Origin of the sequence: Nocardia sienata NBRC 100364 (assembly GCF_001613205.1) — a bacterium.
Classification (GTDB): Bacteria; Actinomycetota; Actinomycetes; order Mycobacteriales; family Mycobacteriaceae; genus Nocardia; species Nocardia sienata.
In genome coordinates, this window is record NZ_BDBX01000004.1 from 265,175 (window position 1) to 279,007 (window position 13,833).

The window sequence follows — 13,833 nt, forward strand, 5'->3', positions numbered from 1 at the left end:
GTGTTCCATATATGTACCGCCCTGGTACATTGCGATACCGAGAAGATTAGAACCTGTTCTAGGAGTGGTCAATGACGGCAGAGGTTTCGGAGGTGCGCGAAGTCGGTCGCCGGTCCGCTCCGACGCAGCGGGTAATCCAGGTGATCGACTATGTCGTCGCCCGGCGCGGCCGCCGGACCGGACTCTCCGAAATGGCCCGCGACCTGGGCTTGGCCAAACCCACGTGCCTGGGGATCCTCACCGAACTCACCGCGGCCGGCTATCTCACCCGCGATCCGCGCACCCGCGAATACGGTCCGGGCCCGGCCCTGATCGCCGCGGGCCGGGTCGCCCAGGAGAGTTTCTCCATCGCCGCGCTCGCCCATCCCGAACTGGAACGACTCAGCGCGGCCTACGGCACCACCTGCACCGCCTCCGCGGTCGTGGGCGAACGGATCAGCGTCCTGGACAGCGCCGGCCCGGCAATGGTCCAGGTCGGGGCCACCTATCGATTCGCCCCACCGGTCGGGCTCATGTACGTGCTCTGGGACACCGAGGCCGCTTTCGACGCCTGGCGTGGCACCGCGCCGACCGTCCCCCTACACCAGGACGAGACCCTGCTGCGCCATATCGTGGCCGAATGCCGCGAGCGCGGCTACCTGGTGGAGAGCATGACCGGCGCCGGCCGCCGGTTGTATTCACTGCTCGCCGGAGTGGCCGGGCAGGATCTGCCCGAGGAGCTGCGCACCGCGGTCGCCGAGCTGGTCAGCACCCTCGGCGAACGGGTCTATCTTGGCTCCGACCTGCGGCCCCGCAAAGAACACCCGGTGAGCCTGCTCGCCGCGCCGACCTACGACGCGGATGGCCGCCAGCAACTGGTGCTCACCATGTACGTCGGGAAACCGATCACCGGCGCGGAAATCGCCCGCCGGGGCGCCGCGCTCGTGGCCGCCGCCGATGCGGTTACCGCCGCGGCGGGTGGCCGGCCGCCGGCAAGACGTTGACCGCGCATAGAAACGTGTTCTAGTTTTTAGGCGTGAGCCAGCACACGAAGTCGGCGGCGAGTACGTACGAGCTCTCGCATCAGGCCGCACTCGAGGCCGAATCGGTCCATATCCTCCGGGAGGTGGCCGCCACCTTCGAACGTCCCGTCCTGCTGTTCTCCGGCGGAAAGGACTCGGTGGTGATGCTGCATCTGGCCACCAAGGCGTTCTGGCCGGCCCCGGTCCCGTTCCCGATCCTGCACATCGACACCGGGCACAATTTCGACGAGGTGATCGCCTACCGCGACGCGGCCGTCACGAAATACGGGCTACGCCTGCTCGTCGGCCGGGTCCAGGATGATATCGACGCCGGACGGGTCACCGAGGACACCGGCCCCCGGTCCAGTCGCAACCGGTTGCAGACCGCCACTCTGCTGCGCACCCTGCGCGAGGGCAGGTTCGACGCGGTCTTCGGCGGCGCCCGGCGCGACGAGGAGAAGGCGCGTGCCAAGGAACGGGTCTTCAGTTTCCGCGACGAGTACGGCCAGTGGGACCCGCGCCGGCAGCGCCCCGAACTGTGGAACCTCTACAACGGCAAACACCGTCCCGGCGAGCACATCCGGGTGTTCCCGCTGTCCAACTGGACCGAACTCGATATCTGGACCTATATCGCGAGCGAAGGTATCGAACTGCCGTCGCTGTACTACGCGCACCGCCGCCCGGTGGTGCAGCGCGACGGCATGTTGCTGGCGCACACCAGGTTCCTGACCCTGCTCGACGGCGAGGAACCCCAGGAGGCGCTGGTGCGCTTCCGCACCGTGGGCGATGCCACCTGCACCGGCTGCGTGGAATCGACCGCCGCCACTCCCGCCGAGGTCGTCGAGGAAGTGGCGACCGCGCGGGTCACCGAACGCGGCGCGACCCGCGCCGACGACCGGATCTCCGAGGCCGGGATGGAAGACCGTAAACGAGAGGGCTACTTCTGATGAGCACCCTGCTGCGCCTGGCCACCGCGGGCAGCGTCGACGACGGTAAGTCCACACTGATCGGACGGCTCCTCTTCGATTCCAAGACCCTGTTCACCGACCAGCTCGACGCGGTGGAACGCACCAGCCGTGAGCGCGGCCAGGACTACCCCGATCTCGCGCTGCTCACCGACGGACTGCGCGCCGAACGCGAACAGGGCATCACCATCGATGTCGCGCACCGCTATTTCGCGACGCCCCGGCGCAAATTCATCATCGCCGACACCCCGGGGCATGTGCAGTACACCCGCAATATGGTCACCGGCGCCTCCACCGCCGACCTCGCGCTCATCCTGGTCGACGCCCGGCACGGGGTGGTCGAGCAGACCCGGCGGCACGCGTTCCTGGCCTCGCTGCTGGGCGTCCCGCACCTGGTGCTGTGTGTGAACAAGATGGATCTGGTGGACTATTCGGCGCAGCGGTTCGCCGAGATCCGGGAGGAATTCGCCGGTTTCGCCTCCCGGTTGCAGATCGCGGACCTGACCTTCATCCCGATGTCGGCGCTGCACGGCGACAATATCGTGCACCGCAGCGCCACCATGGACTGGTACGAGGGCACCCCGCTGCTGCACCACCTCGAAGAGGTGCATATCGCCTCCGACCGCAACCTCATCGACGCGCGGCTACCGGTGCAGTACGTGATCCGCAGCCACACCCCGGATTTCCGCGGGTACGCGGGCACCGTCGCCAGTGGCGTCTGGTCGGCCGGCGACGAGATCACCGTACTGCCCTCGGGTCTCACGACCACGGTCACCGGGATCTGGGGTCCGGGCGGGGTACCGCTCGAGCAGGCATTCCCGCCGCAGGCGGTGACGGTCGCCCTCGCCGACCAGCTCGATATCGGCCGCGGCGATATGCTCTGCCGGCCCGCCAACCGCCCGCAGGTCGGCCGTGATCTGGACACCATGGTGTGCTGGTTCAGCGACGAGGCGCGGTTGCGCCCCGGCGCGTCCTATACCGTCCGCCACACCACCCGCAGTGTGCCCGCGCAGATCCGCACGCTGGATTACCGCCTCGACGTGAACACGTTGCACCGGGACGAGGACGCGGCCGCGCTGTCGCTCAACGAGATCGGCCGGGTGCAGTTGCGCACCCGGCAGCCGCTGCAGTTCGACCCGTATCGCCGCAATCGCACCACGGGCAGTTTCCTGCTGGTCGACGACATCACCGGCGATACCGTGGGCGCCGGCATGATCACCGGGCCGAGCCTGCCCTCGTCCCGGGTGGTCTGGCACGCGAGCGCGGTGGAGCGGTCCGAGCGCGCGACCCGGGGACTGACCGTCTGGCTGACCGGGCTGTCGGGGTCCGGGAAATCCTCGGTGGCCGTGGAACTCGAGCGCCGCCTGGTGGCCGCGGGGCGGCCGGCGTTCCTGCTCGACGGCGACAATCTGCGCCACGGCTTGAACGCGGATCTGGGTTTCAGCGCGGCCGATCGCACCGAGAACATCCGCCGGGTGGGCGAGGTCGCCCGGCTGTTCGCCGAATCCGGGACCATCGCCATCGTCTCTCTCATCAGCCCCTACCGGGCCGATCGCGACCGGGCGCGGGACACCCACGCCACCGCGGGAATTCCGTTCGTCGAGGTTTTCGTGGACACCCCGCTCGAGGTGTGCGAGGCCCGTGATCCCAAGGGCCTCTACGCGAAGGCCCGGGCCGGGGAAGTCCGCGGTTTCACCGGAATCGACGACCCCTACGAGGCGCCCACAGCACCGGCGCTGGTGTTGCGCCCGGAGGACGGCGATCCGGCCGCGATGGCCGCCGCGATCCTGGCCCTGCTCGCCCGCGAGGAGAACGGCTGATCCACACCGCATGAGAACCGGCGAGTGTCGCCGGCGGCCCGGTTCCGTCGGCGGCTCTCGCCGGTCATTCACCGATCACGGCAGGCGGTCGCTGCGGCCCGCGGGTGATCATTCGACCGGGACGGCCACCAGCAGCGTCGGGCCCGCGATATCGGCGATCTCCCGGAGCCGTTCCGCGGGGGTACCCAATCGGCTGAGCTGGATGAGCCCCTGGGCCATCACCACGACACCGGCACAGTGCGCGGAGAGGGTCGCCGCGTCGATATCGATCCCCGGACGCGTCGCGAGCCCTTCGGCGACGCCGGCCTCCATGGCCGCGGTCGTGCGACTGCCGATGGCGACGACCTCCGGCATCCGCAGGCCTAATTGCGCGACGCTGTTGAGCATCAGGCAACCGCGCCGGTCCGGTTGCCCCGCGCAGTCGTCGATCACCGCGCGCAGCAGGGCGCGGACCGCGTCGCGGGCGGAACCGGGGGCGGCGACGATCGCATCGCGGACGAACCGGGCCCGCCGGTCGCAGTACTGCTCGAACGCCGCGAGGAACAGCCCGCGTTTGCTGCCGTAGGCCGCGTATATGCTCCCGTTGCCGACACCGGTCGCCGCCGAGACATCCCCTACCGAAGTGTCGTCGAACCCCCGCGACCAGAACAGTTCCGTGGCCGCTTCCAGGAGGCGCGGCTCGTCGAACTGTCGCGGCCGTCCCATGCGCTCACCGTACCAATCGTGCTGCGATATCGCCCACATCCCTTGTTCTGGAGGCGTGGCTCCAGAATACTCACGCCCATGGTTTGTGACGTGGCCGACTCCGCTCGACGGCGGATGGGCATCCTGGTCTTCGACGGGGTGAAAGCCCTCGACTTCGTCGGTCCGGCGGAGGTGTTCGTCGAAGCCAACCAGGCCGTGCCCGGATACGAGGTGGTGCTGGTCTCGCCGGATGGCAACAGCGTGCAGACCTCGCTCGGCGCACGGATCGAGGTGAGCGCCGCGGCCGCCGACGCCGGCCGTTTCGACACCGTGGTCATTCCCGGCAGCGAACTGCCGCCCTCGAAATTCGTCACACCCGAGATGCTGGCGGCGGCCCGCCGGCTGTCCTGGCAGACCCGGCGCCTGGCGTCCATCTGCAGCGGTGCGTTCGTGCTGGCCGAACTCGGGGCCCTCGACGGCCGCCGGGCCACCACCCACTGGAAGTACGCGGCCGATCTGGCCCGGCGGTATCCCGCGGCCAGGGTGGAACCGGACGCGATCTTCGTCCGCGACGGAAATATGTACAGCTCGGCGGGCGTAGCGGCGGGTATCGATCTGGCGCTGGCGATCGTGGAGGAGGATTACGGCGCGGATATCGCCCGCCGGATCGCGCAACTCATGGTGGTACCGATGCAGCGCGCGGGCGGCCAATCGCAGTTCTCGGCCTCACTGAGCGGGCCACTGCCCCGGAGTCCGCTGGTGCGCAGCGTCGTCGACCTGATCTGCGCGGATCCAGCCTTCCCGCACACCGTAAGCAGCCTCGCCGACCACGCCCGGGTCAGCGTCCGCCACCTGACCCGGCTCTTCCGCGCCGAACTCGAGCACTCCCCCGCCGAATACGTGGCCTTCATCCGTTTCGGGGTGGCGCGCGATATGTTGCATGCCGGTCATACGGTCACCGAGGCCGCCATGACGGCGGGTTACGGCAGCAGCGAGGCCCTACGGCGCGCGTTCATCGCCCGCCTCGGCATCTCGCCGCGCAAATACCAGCAACAGTTCCGGTCCACGGGCGCGATCGCGCCCGTGGCGCCCGAACTCACCGCCGCCGCGTCCTGATCGGGGGGTTTCACGGCCGGTAGCGAGGGGCGCGGACCGGGTCGTCCGGTCGAAGCTCGATACGGCGCACGCCCCCGGCGCTGTCACCGCGACAGAGAGAACCCCGATGTCCCTCGCACCGACCATCGTCCTCGTGCACGGCGCCTTCGCCGACGCGTCCAGCTGGCACCCGGTCATCGAGCGATTGCTCGCCGACGGTCACCGGGTCTGCGCCCCCGGTGGCCGGACGCAGCCTGGCCGCCGACGCGGACGCGGTCCGCGGCTTAATCCCGAGGTCGAACGATTCGGCTACCGTCGCGCCGCGCTGCGCTCGATCGTGGAGATCGACGCACCGCATCTGGTCACGCACACCCATCCCGCCGAGGTGGCCGCCGTCCTCACCGGCGCGCTCGCCGAACTGTCCTGATTGCCGCACCGCTCCATCGATCGAAAGGTATACCCACCATGGCCGGAAACCCGCTGAACATCTCCCTCGAACAGGCCGCGCAGGAGTTCGTCGACGCAACCTCGGAGCCGCCGTTCCTCTACCAGTTGCCGCCGGAGGAGGGACGTAAGGCCGTCGATTCGGTACAGGATTCGCCGATCGACAAACCCGAGGTCGGCGAGGAGTGGATCACCGTCGAGGGCGGGCCGACCGGTTCGGTGCGCGCCCGGATCGTCACCCCGCCCGGCGCCACCGGGCCCCTGCCCGTGATCGTCTACACGCACGGCGCCGGGTGGGTCTTCGGCAACGCCCACACCCATGACCGCCTCGTCCGGGATCTCGCCGTCGGGGTGGGCGCGGCCGTCGTCTTCCCCGAATACGACCGCTCCCCCGATGTGCGCTATCCGGTCGCCAACGAGCAGTCCTACCGGGTCGCCCAGTGGGTGAGCACACACGGCGCCGAGAAGGGCCTCGACCCGGCGCGGATCGCGATCGCGGGCGATTCGGTCGGCGGCAACATGGCCATCGCACTGACCCTGATGGCCAAGGAGCGGGGGGATATCTCCTTCGTCCAGCAGGTGCTGTTCTATCCCGTCACCGATGCCGCGTTCGATACCGGTTCCTACCGGCAGTTCGCCGAGGGCTACTTCCTCACCCGCGAGGGCATGAAGTGGTTCTGGGACCAGTACACCACCAGCGAGGCCGACCGGGCGCAGATCACCGCCTCCCCGCTGCGCGCCACCCGCGAGCAGCTCACCGGACTGCCGCCCGCCCTGGTGATCACCGCCGAGGCCGATGTGCTGCGCGATGAGGGCGAGGCCTTCGCGGGCAAACTGCGGGACGCCGGGGTTCCGGTGACCCAGACCCGCTACGGCGGCATCGTGCACGACTTCGTCATGGTCAACTCGATGCACGGGACCCAGGCCGCCCGTGCCGCGGTCGCCCAGGCCGTCTCGGTCCTGCGCGACGCGCTGGGCACCGCCTGAGCGCACCGCGGCGTCATCTCGCCACGTAGCAAGAACCCGGCGGCCGGGTCCGTTACCGGAACCCCAGCGCGCCCGGCCCCGAGTCCCCTCGAGCCGACTCGGTGGTCCCGGTGCGGGGTGACCTCATCACCCCGCACCGGCCGGGACGGCGGCGCGGCCGGTCGATTTCCGAGCGTGCCGCCATTGCTCCGGGCCGGCCCGGGGCGGAGACCGGGGAAACGGGCAGACCCACGGTTTCCGAGCTCTCACCCGGCCGGGGTCACTACCCTCGACCCCATCCGGCGGCACTGCCGAGGCGCAGATCCGCCGACGGTGACTTCCGCCGGTATTTGATACTCTGACGAGAATCTGTACCGAAAGGGTGGTTATGCGGTCTACTCTGCTGTCCCGGCGCGACCTCGAGTTCCTGCTCTACGAATGGCTCGCGGTCGAGGACCTGACCCGGCGGCCGCGCTTCTCCGACCATTCGCGTCAGACCTTCGACGCCGTGCTCGAGCTGAGCGAGCAGCTGGCGACCAAATACTTCGCCACCCACAACAAGCTCAACGACACCCACGAACCCACTTTCGACGGCGAGACGGTCACCATCATCCCGGAAGTGCGCACCGCGCTGACGGCGTTCGCCGACGCGGGGATGGTCGGGGCCACCATGGACACGGATCTGGGCGGCGCGCAACTCCCGGCCGCGGTGGCCCAGGCGGCCTTCGCCTGGTTCCACGCCGCCAACCCCGGTACCAGCGCCTACCCGTTGCTCACCATCGGCAACGCCAATCTGCTCATCGCGCACGCCGACGAAGAACTGGTGCGGCGGTTCGTCCAGCCGATGCTGGAAGGCCGCTACTTCGGCACCATGTGCCTGTCCGAACCCCAGGCCGGGTCCTCGCTCGCCGATATCGTCACCCGGGCCGAACCGCGCGACGACGGCACCTACCGGGTCTTCGGCACCAAGATGTGGATCTCCGGTGGCGACCACGAACTCGGCGACAATATCGTGCACCTGGTGCTGGCCAAGATCCCTGGCGGGCCGGTGGGCACGAAGGGCATCTCGCTGTTCGTGGTGCCCCGCTACCTCGTGAACGAAGACGGTTCCCGCGGCGAACGCAACGATGTGGCACTGGCCGGGCTCAACCACAAGATGGGTTTCCGGGGCACCGTCAACACGGTGCTCAACTTCGGCGAGGGCCGCTGGACGCCCGACGGCTCCCCCGGCGCGGTCGGCTATCTGGTCGGTGCGCCGCACCAGGGACTGAAGTACATGTTCCACATGATGAACGAGGCCCGCAGCGGAGTCGGACTGGTCGCCGCGGCGCTCGGCTACACCGGCTACCTCGAATCGCTCGAGTACGCCCGCGACCGCCCCCAGGGCCGCACCAAGGGCGCCGCCGACCCGGCCTCCCCGCAGCGCCCGATCATCGAACACGCCGATGTGAAACGGATGCTGCTGGCGCAGAAGAGTTACGCCGAGGGCGGTCTGGCGCTGGTGCTGTACTGCGCACGGCTCATCGATGAACAGCGGACCGCCGATTCCGACGACGAACGCCGCGCGCTCACTCTGCTGCTCGACATCCTCACCCCCATCGCCAAGAGCTGGCCCTCCCAGTGGTGCCTGGCCGCCAACGATCTCGCCATCCAGGTCCTCGGTGGTTACGGATACACCCGTGAGTACAACGTCGAACAGCACTATCGCGACAACCGGCTCAACCCGATCCACGAGGGCACCCACGGCATCCAGGGCCTGGACCTGCTGGGCCGCAAGGTGACCCAGCAGTCGGGCGCGAGTCTGCGTGAACTCGACACCAGGATCCGGGAAACCCTCTCGGCCGCCCGGGAACTCGGCGGCGAACCCGCCGACCTCGCCGACCGGCTCGACAAATCCTGGAGCCGGCTGGTCACGGTCACCGGCGGTCTGTTCGCGGCCGGCGATATCGAGGTCGCGCTGGCCAACAGCTCGGTCTATCTGGAGGCGTTCGGCCATCACGTGGTGGCCTGGATCTGGCTGGCGCAGACGGTCGCCGCACACGGCCGCGACGGCGACTTCTACGACGGTAAACGGCACGCCGCCCGCTACTTCTTCCGCCACGAACTGCCCCGCACCGGCCCGCAGCTGGACCTCCTCACCGACCTCGACACCACCACCCTCGATATGCGCGAGAACTGGTTCTGACGGCCCCGCGGCCCCGGAAAAGCAGTGGCGCCCGCCGATACGGTGGCCACATGAGCTGGATCGCACCCGCCGTACACCTCGCCGATACCGTGTCCACCGGTCCGGAACGCCCGATGCTGCAATCCTGGCTGGACCGCCATCGGCAGACACTGCTCGGGAAATGCGCCGGCCTGGACGCCGCCCGGCTCGCCTACCGCAGCGCGCCCCCCTCCGCGCTGTCCCTGCTCGGCCTGGTGCGGCATCTGGCCGAGGTGGAACGCGGCTGGTTGCGGATGGCCGCCGCCGGTGAGCAGCTGGACTACCTCTACTGTTCGGCCGCCGACCCCGACGGCGATATCGACAATGCCGGATCCGCCGATCCGGCCACCGATTTCGCCGTGTACCGGCGCGAGATACGGTTGGCGGATGCGGCGGTGGCCGAGCTCGGGCTCGACCACCGCTGTCGCCACCCCAACGGGACCGAATACAGCCTGCGCTGGGTATATCTGCATCTCATCGAGGAATACGCCCGCCACAACGGGCACGCGGACCTGCTCCGCGAACGGATCGACGGGCGTACCGGGGACTGAGCCCGGCCGGTGTCAGGCGAGGCTTCCGGCCGCGCGCAGCGCCGCCGCGATCCCGGCCGATTCCACCGAATCGCCGTGCGCACAGGACCATCCGGTCCGCCCGCCGCGCCGGTACTCGAGGTAGGCGATCGTATGACCGGCGACGGGGTGCCCGGTCAGGCTCAATACTTCGATCTCCCGCCCGGCCGCCGCGAGGGCCGCGAGCACCGCGGCCAACCGGTCGGCACCCGCGTGCTCGCTGTCGTGGGCCCGCCCGCCGACCACCAGACCGACCGTGACGACCTGCGCACCGGACGCACCCGCCACCCGCAGATCCTTCAGTTGCACATCCGGCGGCTCGGCGGCATCGATATAGGACTCGTCGAACAGGGCGCGCAGCTCGGCGGCACTCACTTCGCCCCCGGTGCCGTCGGTATGGCCCTGTACCCGGCCGGCGAAATCGATCTGCAGCCGGCGCGGCAGGTCCAGCCCGTGTTCGGTGGCGAGCAGATAGGCGATACCGCCCTTACCGGACTGCGAGTTGACCCGGACCACAGCGTCGTAACTACGGCCGATATCGGCCGGATCGATGGGCAGATACGGTATCCGCCATTCGATCTCACGTTCGGGGCGTCCGGTAGCGGCCGCCCGGGCCCGGTGCTCGGCGAAACCCTTCTTGATGGCGTCCTGGTGAGTACCGGAGAACGCGGTGTGCACCAGATCGCCCACATAGGGATGGCGCGGGTGGACCGGCAGCCGGGTGCAGTACTCGACCGTGCGGCGGATCTCGTCGATATCGGAGAAATCGATCATGGGGTCCACGCCCTGGGCGTGCAGATTCAACGCGAGCGTGGCGATATCGACATTGCCGGTGCGCTCGCCGTTGCCGAATACACACCCTTCCACCCGCTGCGCGCCGGCCAGTACCGCCAGTTCGGCACAGGCGACACCGGTACCGCGATCGTTGTGCGGGTGCACCGACAGGATCACGCTGTCGCGGCGGGCGAGCGAGCGGTGCATGTACTCGATCTGATCGGCGTACACATTGGGTGTCGCGATCTCCACGGTGGCCGGCAGGTTCAGGGTCACCGGCCGCTGTGGGGTGGCCTGCCACAGGTCGGTGACGCTGTCGCAGATCTCCAGCACATATCCGGGTTCGGTCTGGTTGAACACCTCCGGGGAGAACTGGAACCGCACGCGGGGCAGGTCGGCGGCGAATTCCAGCACATCCCGCGCACCGGCCAGGATCAGCTCGCGGACGGCGTGAGCGTTCTTGCCGAGCACGGTGTCACGCCACATCGGCGCGGTGGCGGTGTACAGGTGGATCACCACCTCGTTGTCCATCCCGCGTACCGAGTCCACGGTGCGCGCGATGAGATCGCGCCGGGCGGGGGTGAACACCACCGGCGTCACATCCGGCGGCACCGCGCCGGTATCGGCGAGCATCCGGACGAAATCGAAATCGGCCTTGGAGGCCGATGGGTAGCCGACCTCGATCTCCTTGTAGCCCATGGCGACGAGCATGGTGAAGAACCGCATCTTGCGGTCCGGGTCCATCGGCTCGGCCAGAGCCTGATTACCGTCGCGCAGGTCCACCGGGACCCACAGCGGCGCGCGCTCGATCCGGGCCTGCGGCCAGCGGCGTTCGGTGACGGGTACGTCCACCCGGTCGTAGATGTCGCGGTATCGATACGAGGGCAACTGGGAGTGCCGCTGCCGGTACCACTCCGGCGCGTCGCCGGGAACCGCTCCGGCGGGGGTGTCGATGGTGGGGTGGGTCTGTGTGGTCATGGGGTGTTCCCCGGTCTTCCTGTGCGTACGGCCGTTCGGTGACGGTGACCGGCCGACGACAACCCCACGGCGGGGTGGCCGATCGTTCAGGCCCCGCCGTGGCGGTCGAGGAGAAGCTCCGGGTGCGACATGTGGCAGACTGTACACGACTCCTCAGACAAGTAGCGAGGTTCGATATGGTCTCCCAGGTACGACGGCACCCGCTGGCCGAACAGACGGCCGATCTGCTGCTGGCACGCATCCGGGCCGGCGAGTGGCCGCTCGGCCACCGGCTACCCGGCGAGACCACCCTCGCGGCCCAGCTGGGAGTCGGACGTTCGACGCTGCGCGAGGCGATTCGGGAACTCGCGGGACGCGGAGTGCTCACCAGCCGGCAGGGCGCCGGCGTGTTCGTCACGGCCCTGGATATCGCCGAAGACTGGGATATCGTCGTGCGGCGCGCGACCATCGCCGCGGTGGTGGAAGCCCGGATGGCCATCGAAACCGAGGCCGCCGCCCTGGCCGCCCACCGGCGCACCCCCGCAGATCTGCGGACGATCCGCCGCACCCTGGCCGGCCGCGCGGCCCCGGGCCTCTCGGTCTCCGAGTACGTCGATGCCGATACGGCCTTCCACCGCGCCGTGATCGTGGCCGCGCACAACGACATACTGATCCAGCTGTTCGACACCTTCCTGCCCCGGCTGCGGATCGCGATGATCGATATGCTGCACATCCGCCCGCTGCCCTCCCCGCCCGCCGACCACGCGGCGCACGAGCAACTCGCCGCCGCCATCGCCGCCCGCGACCCGGACACCGCGGCCGCACTCAGCCGGGACCATCTGCGCGCCATCAAGGAGGCCTTCTCGTGAGCACACCGGTGCTCGAGCTGACCGATGTCACCTTCCAGCGCGACGGTAACCAGATCATCGACGGCATCTCGCTGACCGTGCGCGCCGGTGAACACTGGGCCCTGCTCGGCCCCAACGGCGCGGGCAAGAGCACGCTGCTGGGTTTCTGTGGCGCGGTGACCCACCCGACCACCGGCATCGTCCGAGTGCTCGGCGAGCAACTCGGCCGCGTCGAACTGCAGCGACTGCGGCGCTCGATCGGGCATGTCGACCCGCGGCACCCACTGCGCTCACCTCTTCCGGTGCGCGATGTGGCGCTGACCGGACTCACCGGGACGGTGGACATCCCGCCGCGCTGGACACCGACCGCCGCCCAGATCGCGGCGGCGACAGAGGCGCTCGACACGGTGGGAATGGCCGCGAAAGCCGAACGCTCCTGGTTCACCCTGTCCCAAGGGGAACGCGGACGAACCCTCATCGCCCGCGCGCTGATCACCGCACCGCGCCTGCTGCTGCTCGACGAACCGACCACCGGACTGGATGTGGCCGCCCGGGAACAGTTGCTGCATACGATCGACGCGCTGGACCGGACCTACCCAGAACTCGCCTCGGTCCTGGTGACCCACCATCTCGAGGAGTTGCCGACGACGACCGGCCATGCGCTGCTGATCGCGAACGGGCGGACGGTCGCGGCGGGCCCGGCGGCCGAAACGATTACCACCGCATACATTTCCGCGGCATTCGATCATCCGGTGCGGGTCACCCGGGAGGGCGGCCGGTGGTCGGCGCGGTCCCCGCTGGCCCGGCCGGCCCCACCCGCTCTACACTCATAGCCCACGACCAGGCTCTCCGCCTGTGTTAGATACACGAAACAATGTGTGTACCATAACGTGGTGACCACCGCGAGCCGCACCTCCAGACCGCCCGGCCGCCCGGCCTCGGCCACCCGCGAAGAAGTAGTAGCACTGGCCCGGCAGGCTTTCCTGGCCGGGGAACGGGTCGATATCCAGGCGATCGCCGCCCAGCTCAAGCTGAGCCGCGCCTCCATCTACCGCTGGTTCGGTTCCCGCGACGGCGTCCTCGGCGCCGTGCTGGCCGGGGAATTCGAATCCCTCATCGAACGCGCGGACGCCCGCCGGCGCGAATCGGGCGCCCGGCGCATCCTGAGCGTGCTCGACCGGGTCAACCGCTGGATGGCGGGTAACGAGCCGTTTCGCCAGTACTTCGAGAACGAGCCGCTGGCGGGTCTGCGCATCCTCACCGCGAGCGACGGCCCGGTCCAGCCGCGCATCCTCGTCGCGGTGGAGCAACTCATCACCCGGGCCGAGGAACAGGACGGCTACACACCCCAGCTGGAACGGTCGCTGCTCGCCTACTCCCTGGTGCGCCTGGGCGAGGCATTCCTCTACCAGGACAATGTGACCGGGCTGCGCGGTGATGTGGACCGGCTGCACCAGGTGCAGACGGCTCTGCTGGGCATCGATCCACCCGGCAACTGATCACCGGC

General features: G+C 69.1%; 13 protein-coding genes. 11 read left to right on the plus strand and 2 right to left on the minus strand.

Going from position 1 to position 13,833, the window contains the following annotated elements; all coding sequences use genetic code 11:
* Window positions 1–71 precede the first annotated feature (71 nt).
* From NS4_RS04230 to cysC, 3 genes are read left to right on the plus strand one after another with little or no spacing between them, the layout of a single operon-like run.
* The gene (locus NS4_RS04230; protein ID WP_063058128.1) at window positions 72–983 is read left to right on the plus strand and encodes a helix-turn-helix domain-containing protein; all 912 of its coding nucleotides are present in this window, start codon (window positions 72–74) and stop codon (window positions 981–983) included.
* 32 nt (window positions 984–1,015) lie between these two features.
* Window positions 1,016–1,948, plus strand: coding sequence for a sulfate adenylyltransferase subunit CysD (gene cysD, locus NS4_RS04235; protein ID WP_063058129.1), 933 nt, complete (start codon window positions 1,016–1,018; stop codon window positions 1,946–1,948).
* Window positions 1,948–3,786, plus strand: a complete 1,839-nt coding sequence (gene cysC / locus NS4_RS04240) for an adenylyl-sulfate kinase (protein ID WP_063058130.1) — start codon at window positions 1,948–1,950, stop codon at window positions 3,784–3,786. The genes cysD and cysC overlap by 1 nt, the downstream gene beginning before the upstream one ends.
* A 108-nt stretch (window positions 3,787–3,894) precedes the next feature.
* Here the strand turns inward: cysC and NS4_RS04245 are convergent, their stop codons facing one another.
* The gene (locus NS4_RS04245; RefSeq protein WP_084486675.1) at window positions 3,895–4,491 is read right to left on the minus strand and encodes a TetR/AcrR family transcriptional regulator; all 597 of its coding nucleotides are present in this window, start codon (window positions 4,489–4,491) and stop codon (window positions 3,895–3,897) included.
* Window positions 4,492–4,569: 78 nt separating this feature from the next.
* Between NS4_RS04245 and NS4_RS04250 the strand changes: the two genes are divergently transcribed.
* The 5 genes from NS4_RS04250 (at window position 4,570) to NS4_RS04270 (ending at window position 9,729) form a co-directional block, all read left to right on the plus strand.
* Entirely contained in the window at window positions 4,570–5,586 is a 1,017-nt protein-coding gene (locus NS4_RS04250) for a GlxA family transcriptional regulator (protein ID WP_063058131.1), read from the plus strand.
* 106 nt (window positions 5,587–5,692) lie between these two features.
* The gene (locus tag NS4_RS04255) at window positions 5,693–5,992 is read left to right on the plus strand and encodes a lipase family protein (RefSeq protein ID WP_063058132.1); all 300 of its coding nucleotides are present in this window, start codon (window positions 5,693–5,695) and stop codon (window positions 5,990–5,992) included.
* A 38-nt stretch (window positions 5,993–6,030) separates the two neighbouring features.
* Window positions 6,031–6,996 (plus strand): alpha/beta hydrolase, encoded by a 966-nt coding sequence (locus NS4_RS04260; RefSeq protein ID WP_063058133.1) that lies wholly within the window; start codon window positions 6,031–6,033, stop codon window positions 6,994–6,996.
* Between the two features lie 367 nt (window positions 6,997–7,363).
* The gene (locus tag NS4_RS04265; RefSeq protein ID WP_063058134.1) at window positions 7,364–9,160 is read left to right on the plus strand and encodes an acyl-CoA dehydrogenase; all 1,797 of its coding nucleotides are present in this window, start codon (window positions 7,364–7,366) and stop codon (window positions 9,158–9,160) included.
* Between the two features lie 50 nt (window positions 9,161–9,210).
* Window positions 9,211–9,729, plus strand: coding sequence for a DinB family protein (locus NS4_RS04270; protein WP_063058135.1), 519 nt, complete (start codon window positions 9,211–9,213; stop codon window positions 9,727–9,729).
* Window positions 9,730–9,741: 12 nt separating this feature from the next.
* On the opposite strand, the gene NS4_RS04275 is transcribed toward NS4_RS04270, so the two are convergent.
* A complete protein-coding gene (locus tag NS4_RS04275) occupies window positions 9,742–11,499 on the minus strand; it encodes a 2-isopropylmalate synthase (RefSeq protein WP_063058136.1) in 1,758 nt (585 codons plus the stop codon).
* Window positions 11,500–11,675: 176 nt separating this feature from the next.
* Here NS4_RS04275 and NS4_RS33215 point away from each other — a divergent pair, with 176 nt between their 5' ends.
* The 3 genes from NS4_RS33215 to NS4_RS04290 are packed head-to-tail and all read left to right on the plus strand — an operon-like array spanning window position 11,676 to window position 13,825.
* Complete coding sequence (locus NS4_RS33215; RefSeq protein ID WP_063058137.1) at window positions 11,676–12,347, plus strand: FadR/GntR family transcriptional regulator; 672 nt, start codon at window positions 11,676–11,678, stop codon at window positions 12,345–12,347.
* On the plus strand, window positions 12,344–13,159 hold the full coding sequence (locus NS4_RS33220) for an ABC transporter ATP-binding protein (RefSeq protein WP_063058138.1): 816 nt from the start codon (window positions 12,344–12,346) through the stop codon (window positions 13,157–13,159). The genes NS4_RS33215 and NS4_RS33220 overlap by 4 nt, the downstream gene beginning before the upstream one ends.
* 60 nt (window positions 13,160–13,219) lie before the next feature.
* Window positions 13,220–13,825: a QsdR family transcriptional regulator gene (locus tag NS4_RS04290; RefSeq protein WP_245665058.1), complete on the plus strand. Its 606-nt coding sequence runs from the start codon at window positions 13,220–13,222 to the stop codon at window positions 13,823–13,825.
* Window positions 13,826–13,833 lie beyond the last annotated feature (8 nt).

Coding starts and splice junctions, on each gene's coding strand:
- NS4_RS04265 (WP_063058134.1), top strand. CDS start 7,364: ATGCGGTCTACTCTGCTGTCCCGGCGCGACCTCGAGTTCCTGCTCTAC.
- NS4_RS04270 (WP_063058135.1), top strand. CDS start 9,211: ATGAGCTGGATCGCACCCGCCGTACACCTCGCCGATACCGTGTCCACC.
- NS4_RS04260 (WP_063058133.1), top strand. CDS start 6,031: ATGGCCGGAAACCCGCTGAACATCTCCCTCGAACAGGCCGCGCAGGAG.
- NS4_RS04250 (WP_063058131.1), top strand. CDS start 4,570: ATGGTTTGTGACGTGGCCGACTCCGCTCGACGGCGGATGGGCATCCTG.
- NS4_RS04275 (WP_063058136.1), bottom strand. CDS start 11,499: ATGACCACACAGACCCACCCCACCATCGACACCCCCGCCGGAGCGGTT.
- cysC (WP_063058130.1), top strand. CDS start 1,948: ATGAGCACCCTGCTGCGCCTGGCCACCGCGGGCAGCGTCGACGACGGT.
- NS4_RS04245 (WP_084486675.1), bottom strand. CDS start 4,491: ATGGGACGGCCGCGACAGTTCGACGAGCCGCGCCTCCTGGAAGCGGCC.
- NS4_RS04255 (WP_063058132.1), top strand. CDS start 5,693: ATGTCCCTCGCACCGACCATCGTCCTCGTGCACGGCGCCTTCGCCGAC.
- NS4_RS33215 (WP_063058137.1), top strand. CDS start 11,676: ATGGTCTCCCAGGTACGACGGCACCCGCTGGCCGAACAGACGGCCGAT.
- NS4_RS04230 (WP_063058128.1), top strand. CDS start 72: ATGACGGCAGAGGTTTCGGAGGTGCGCGAAGTCGGTCGCCGGTCCGCT.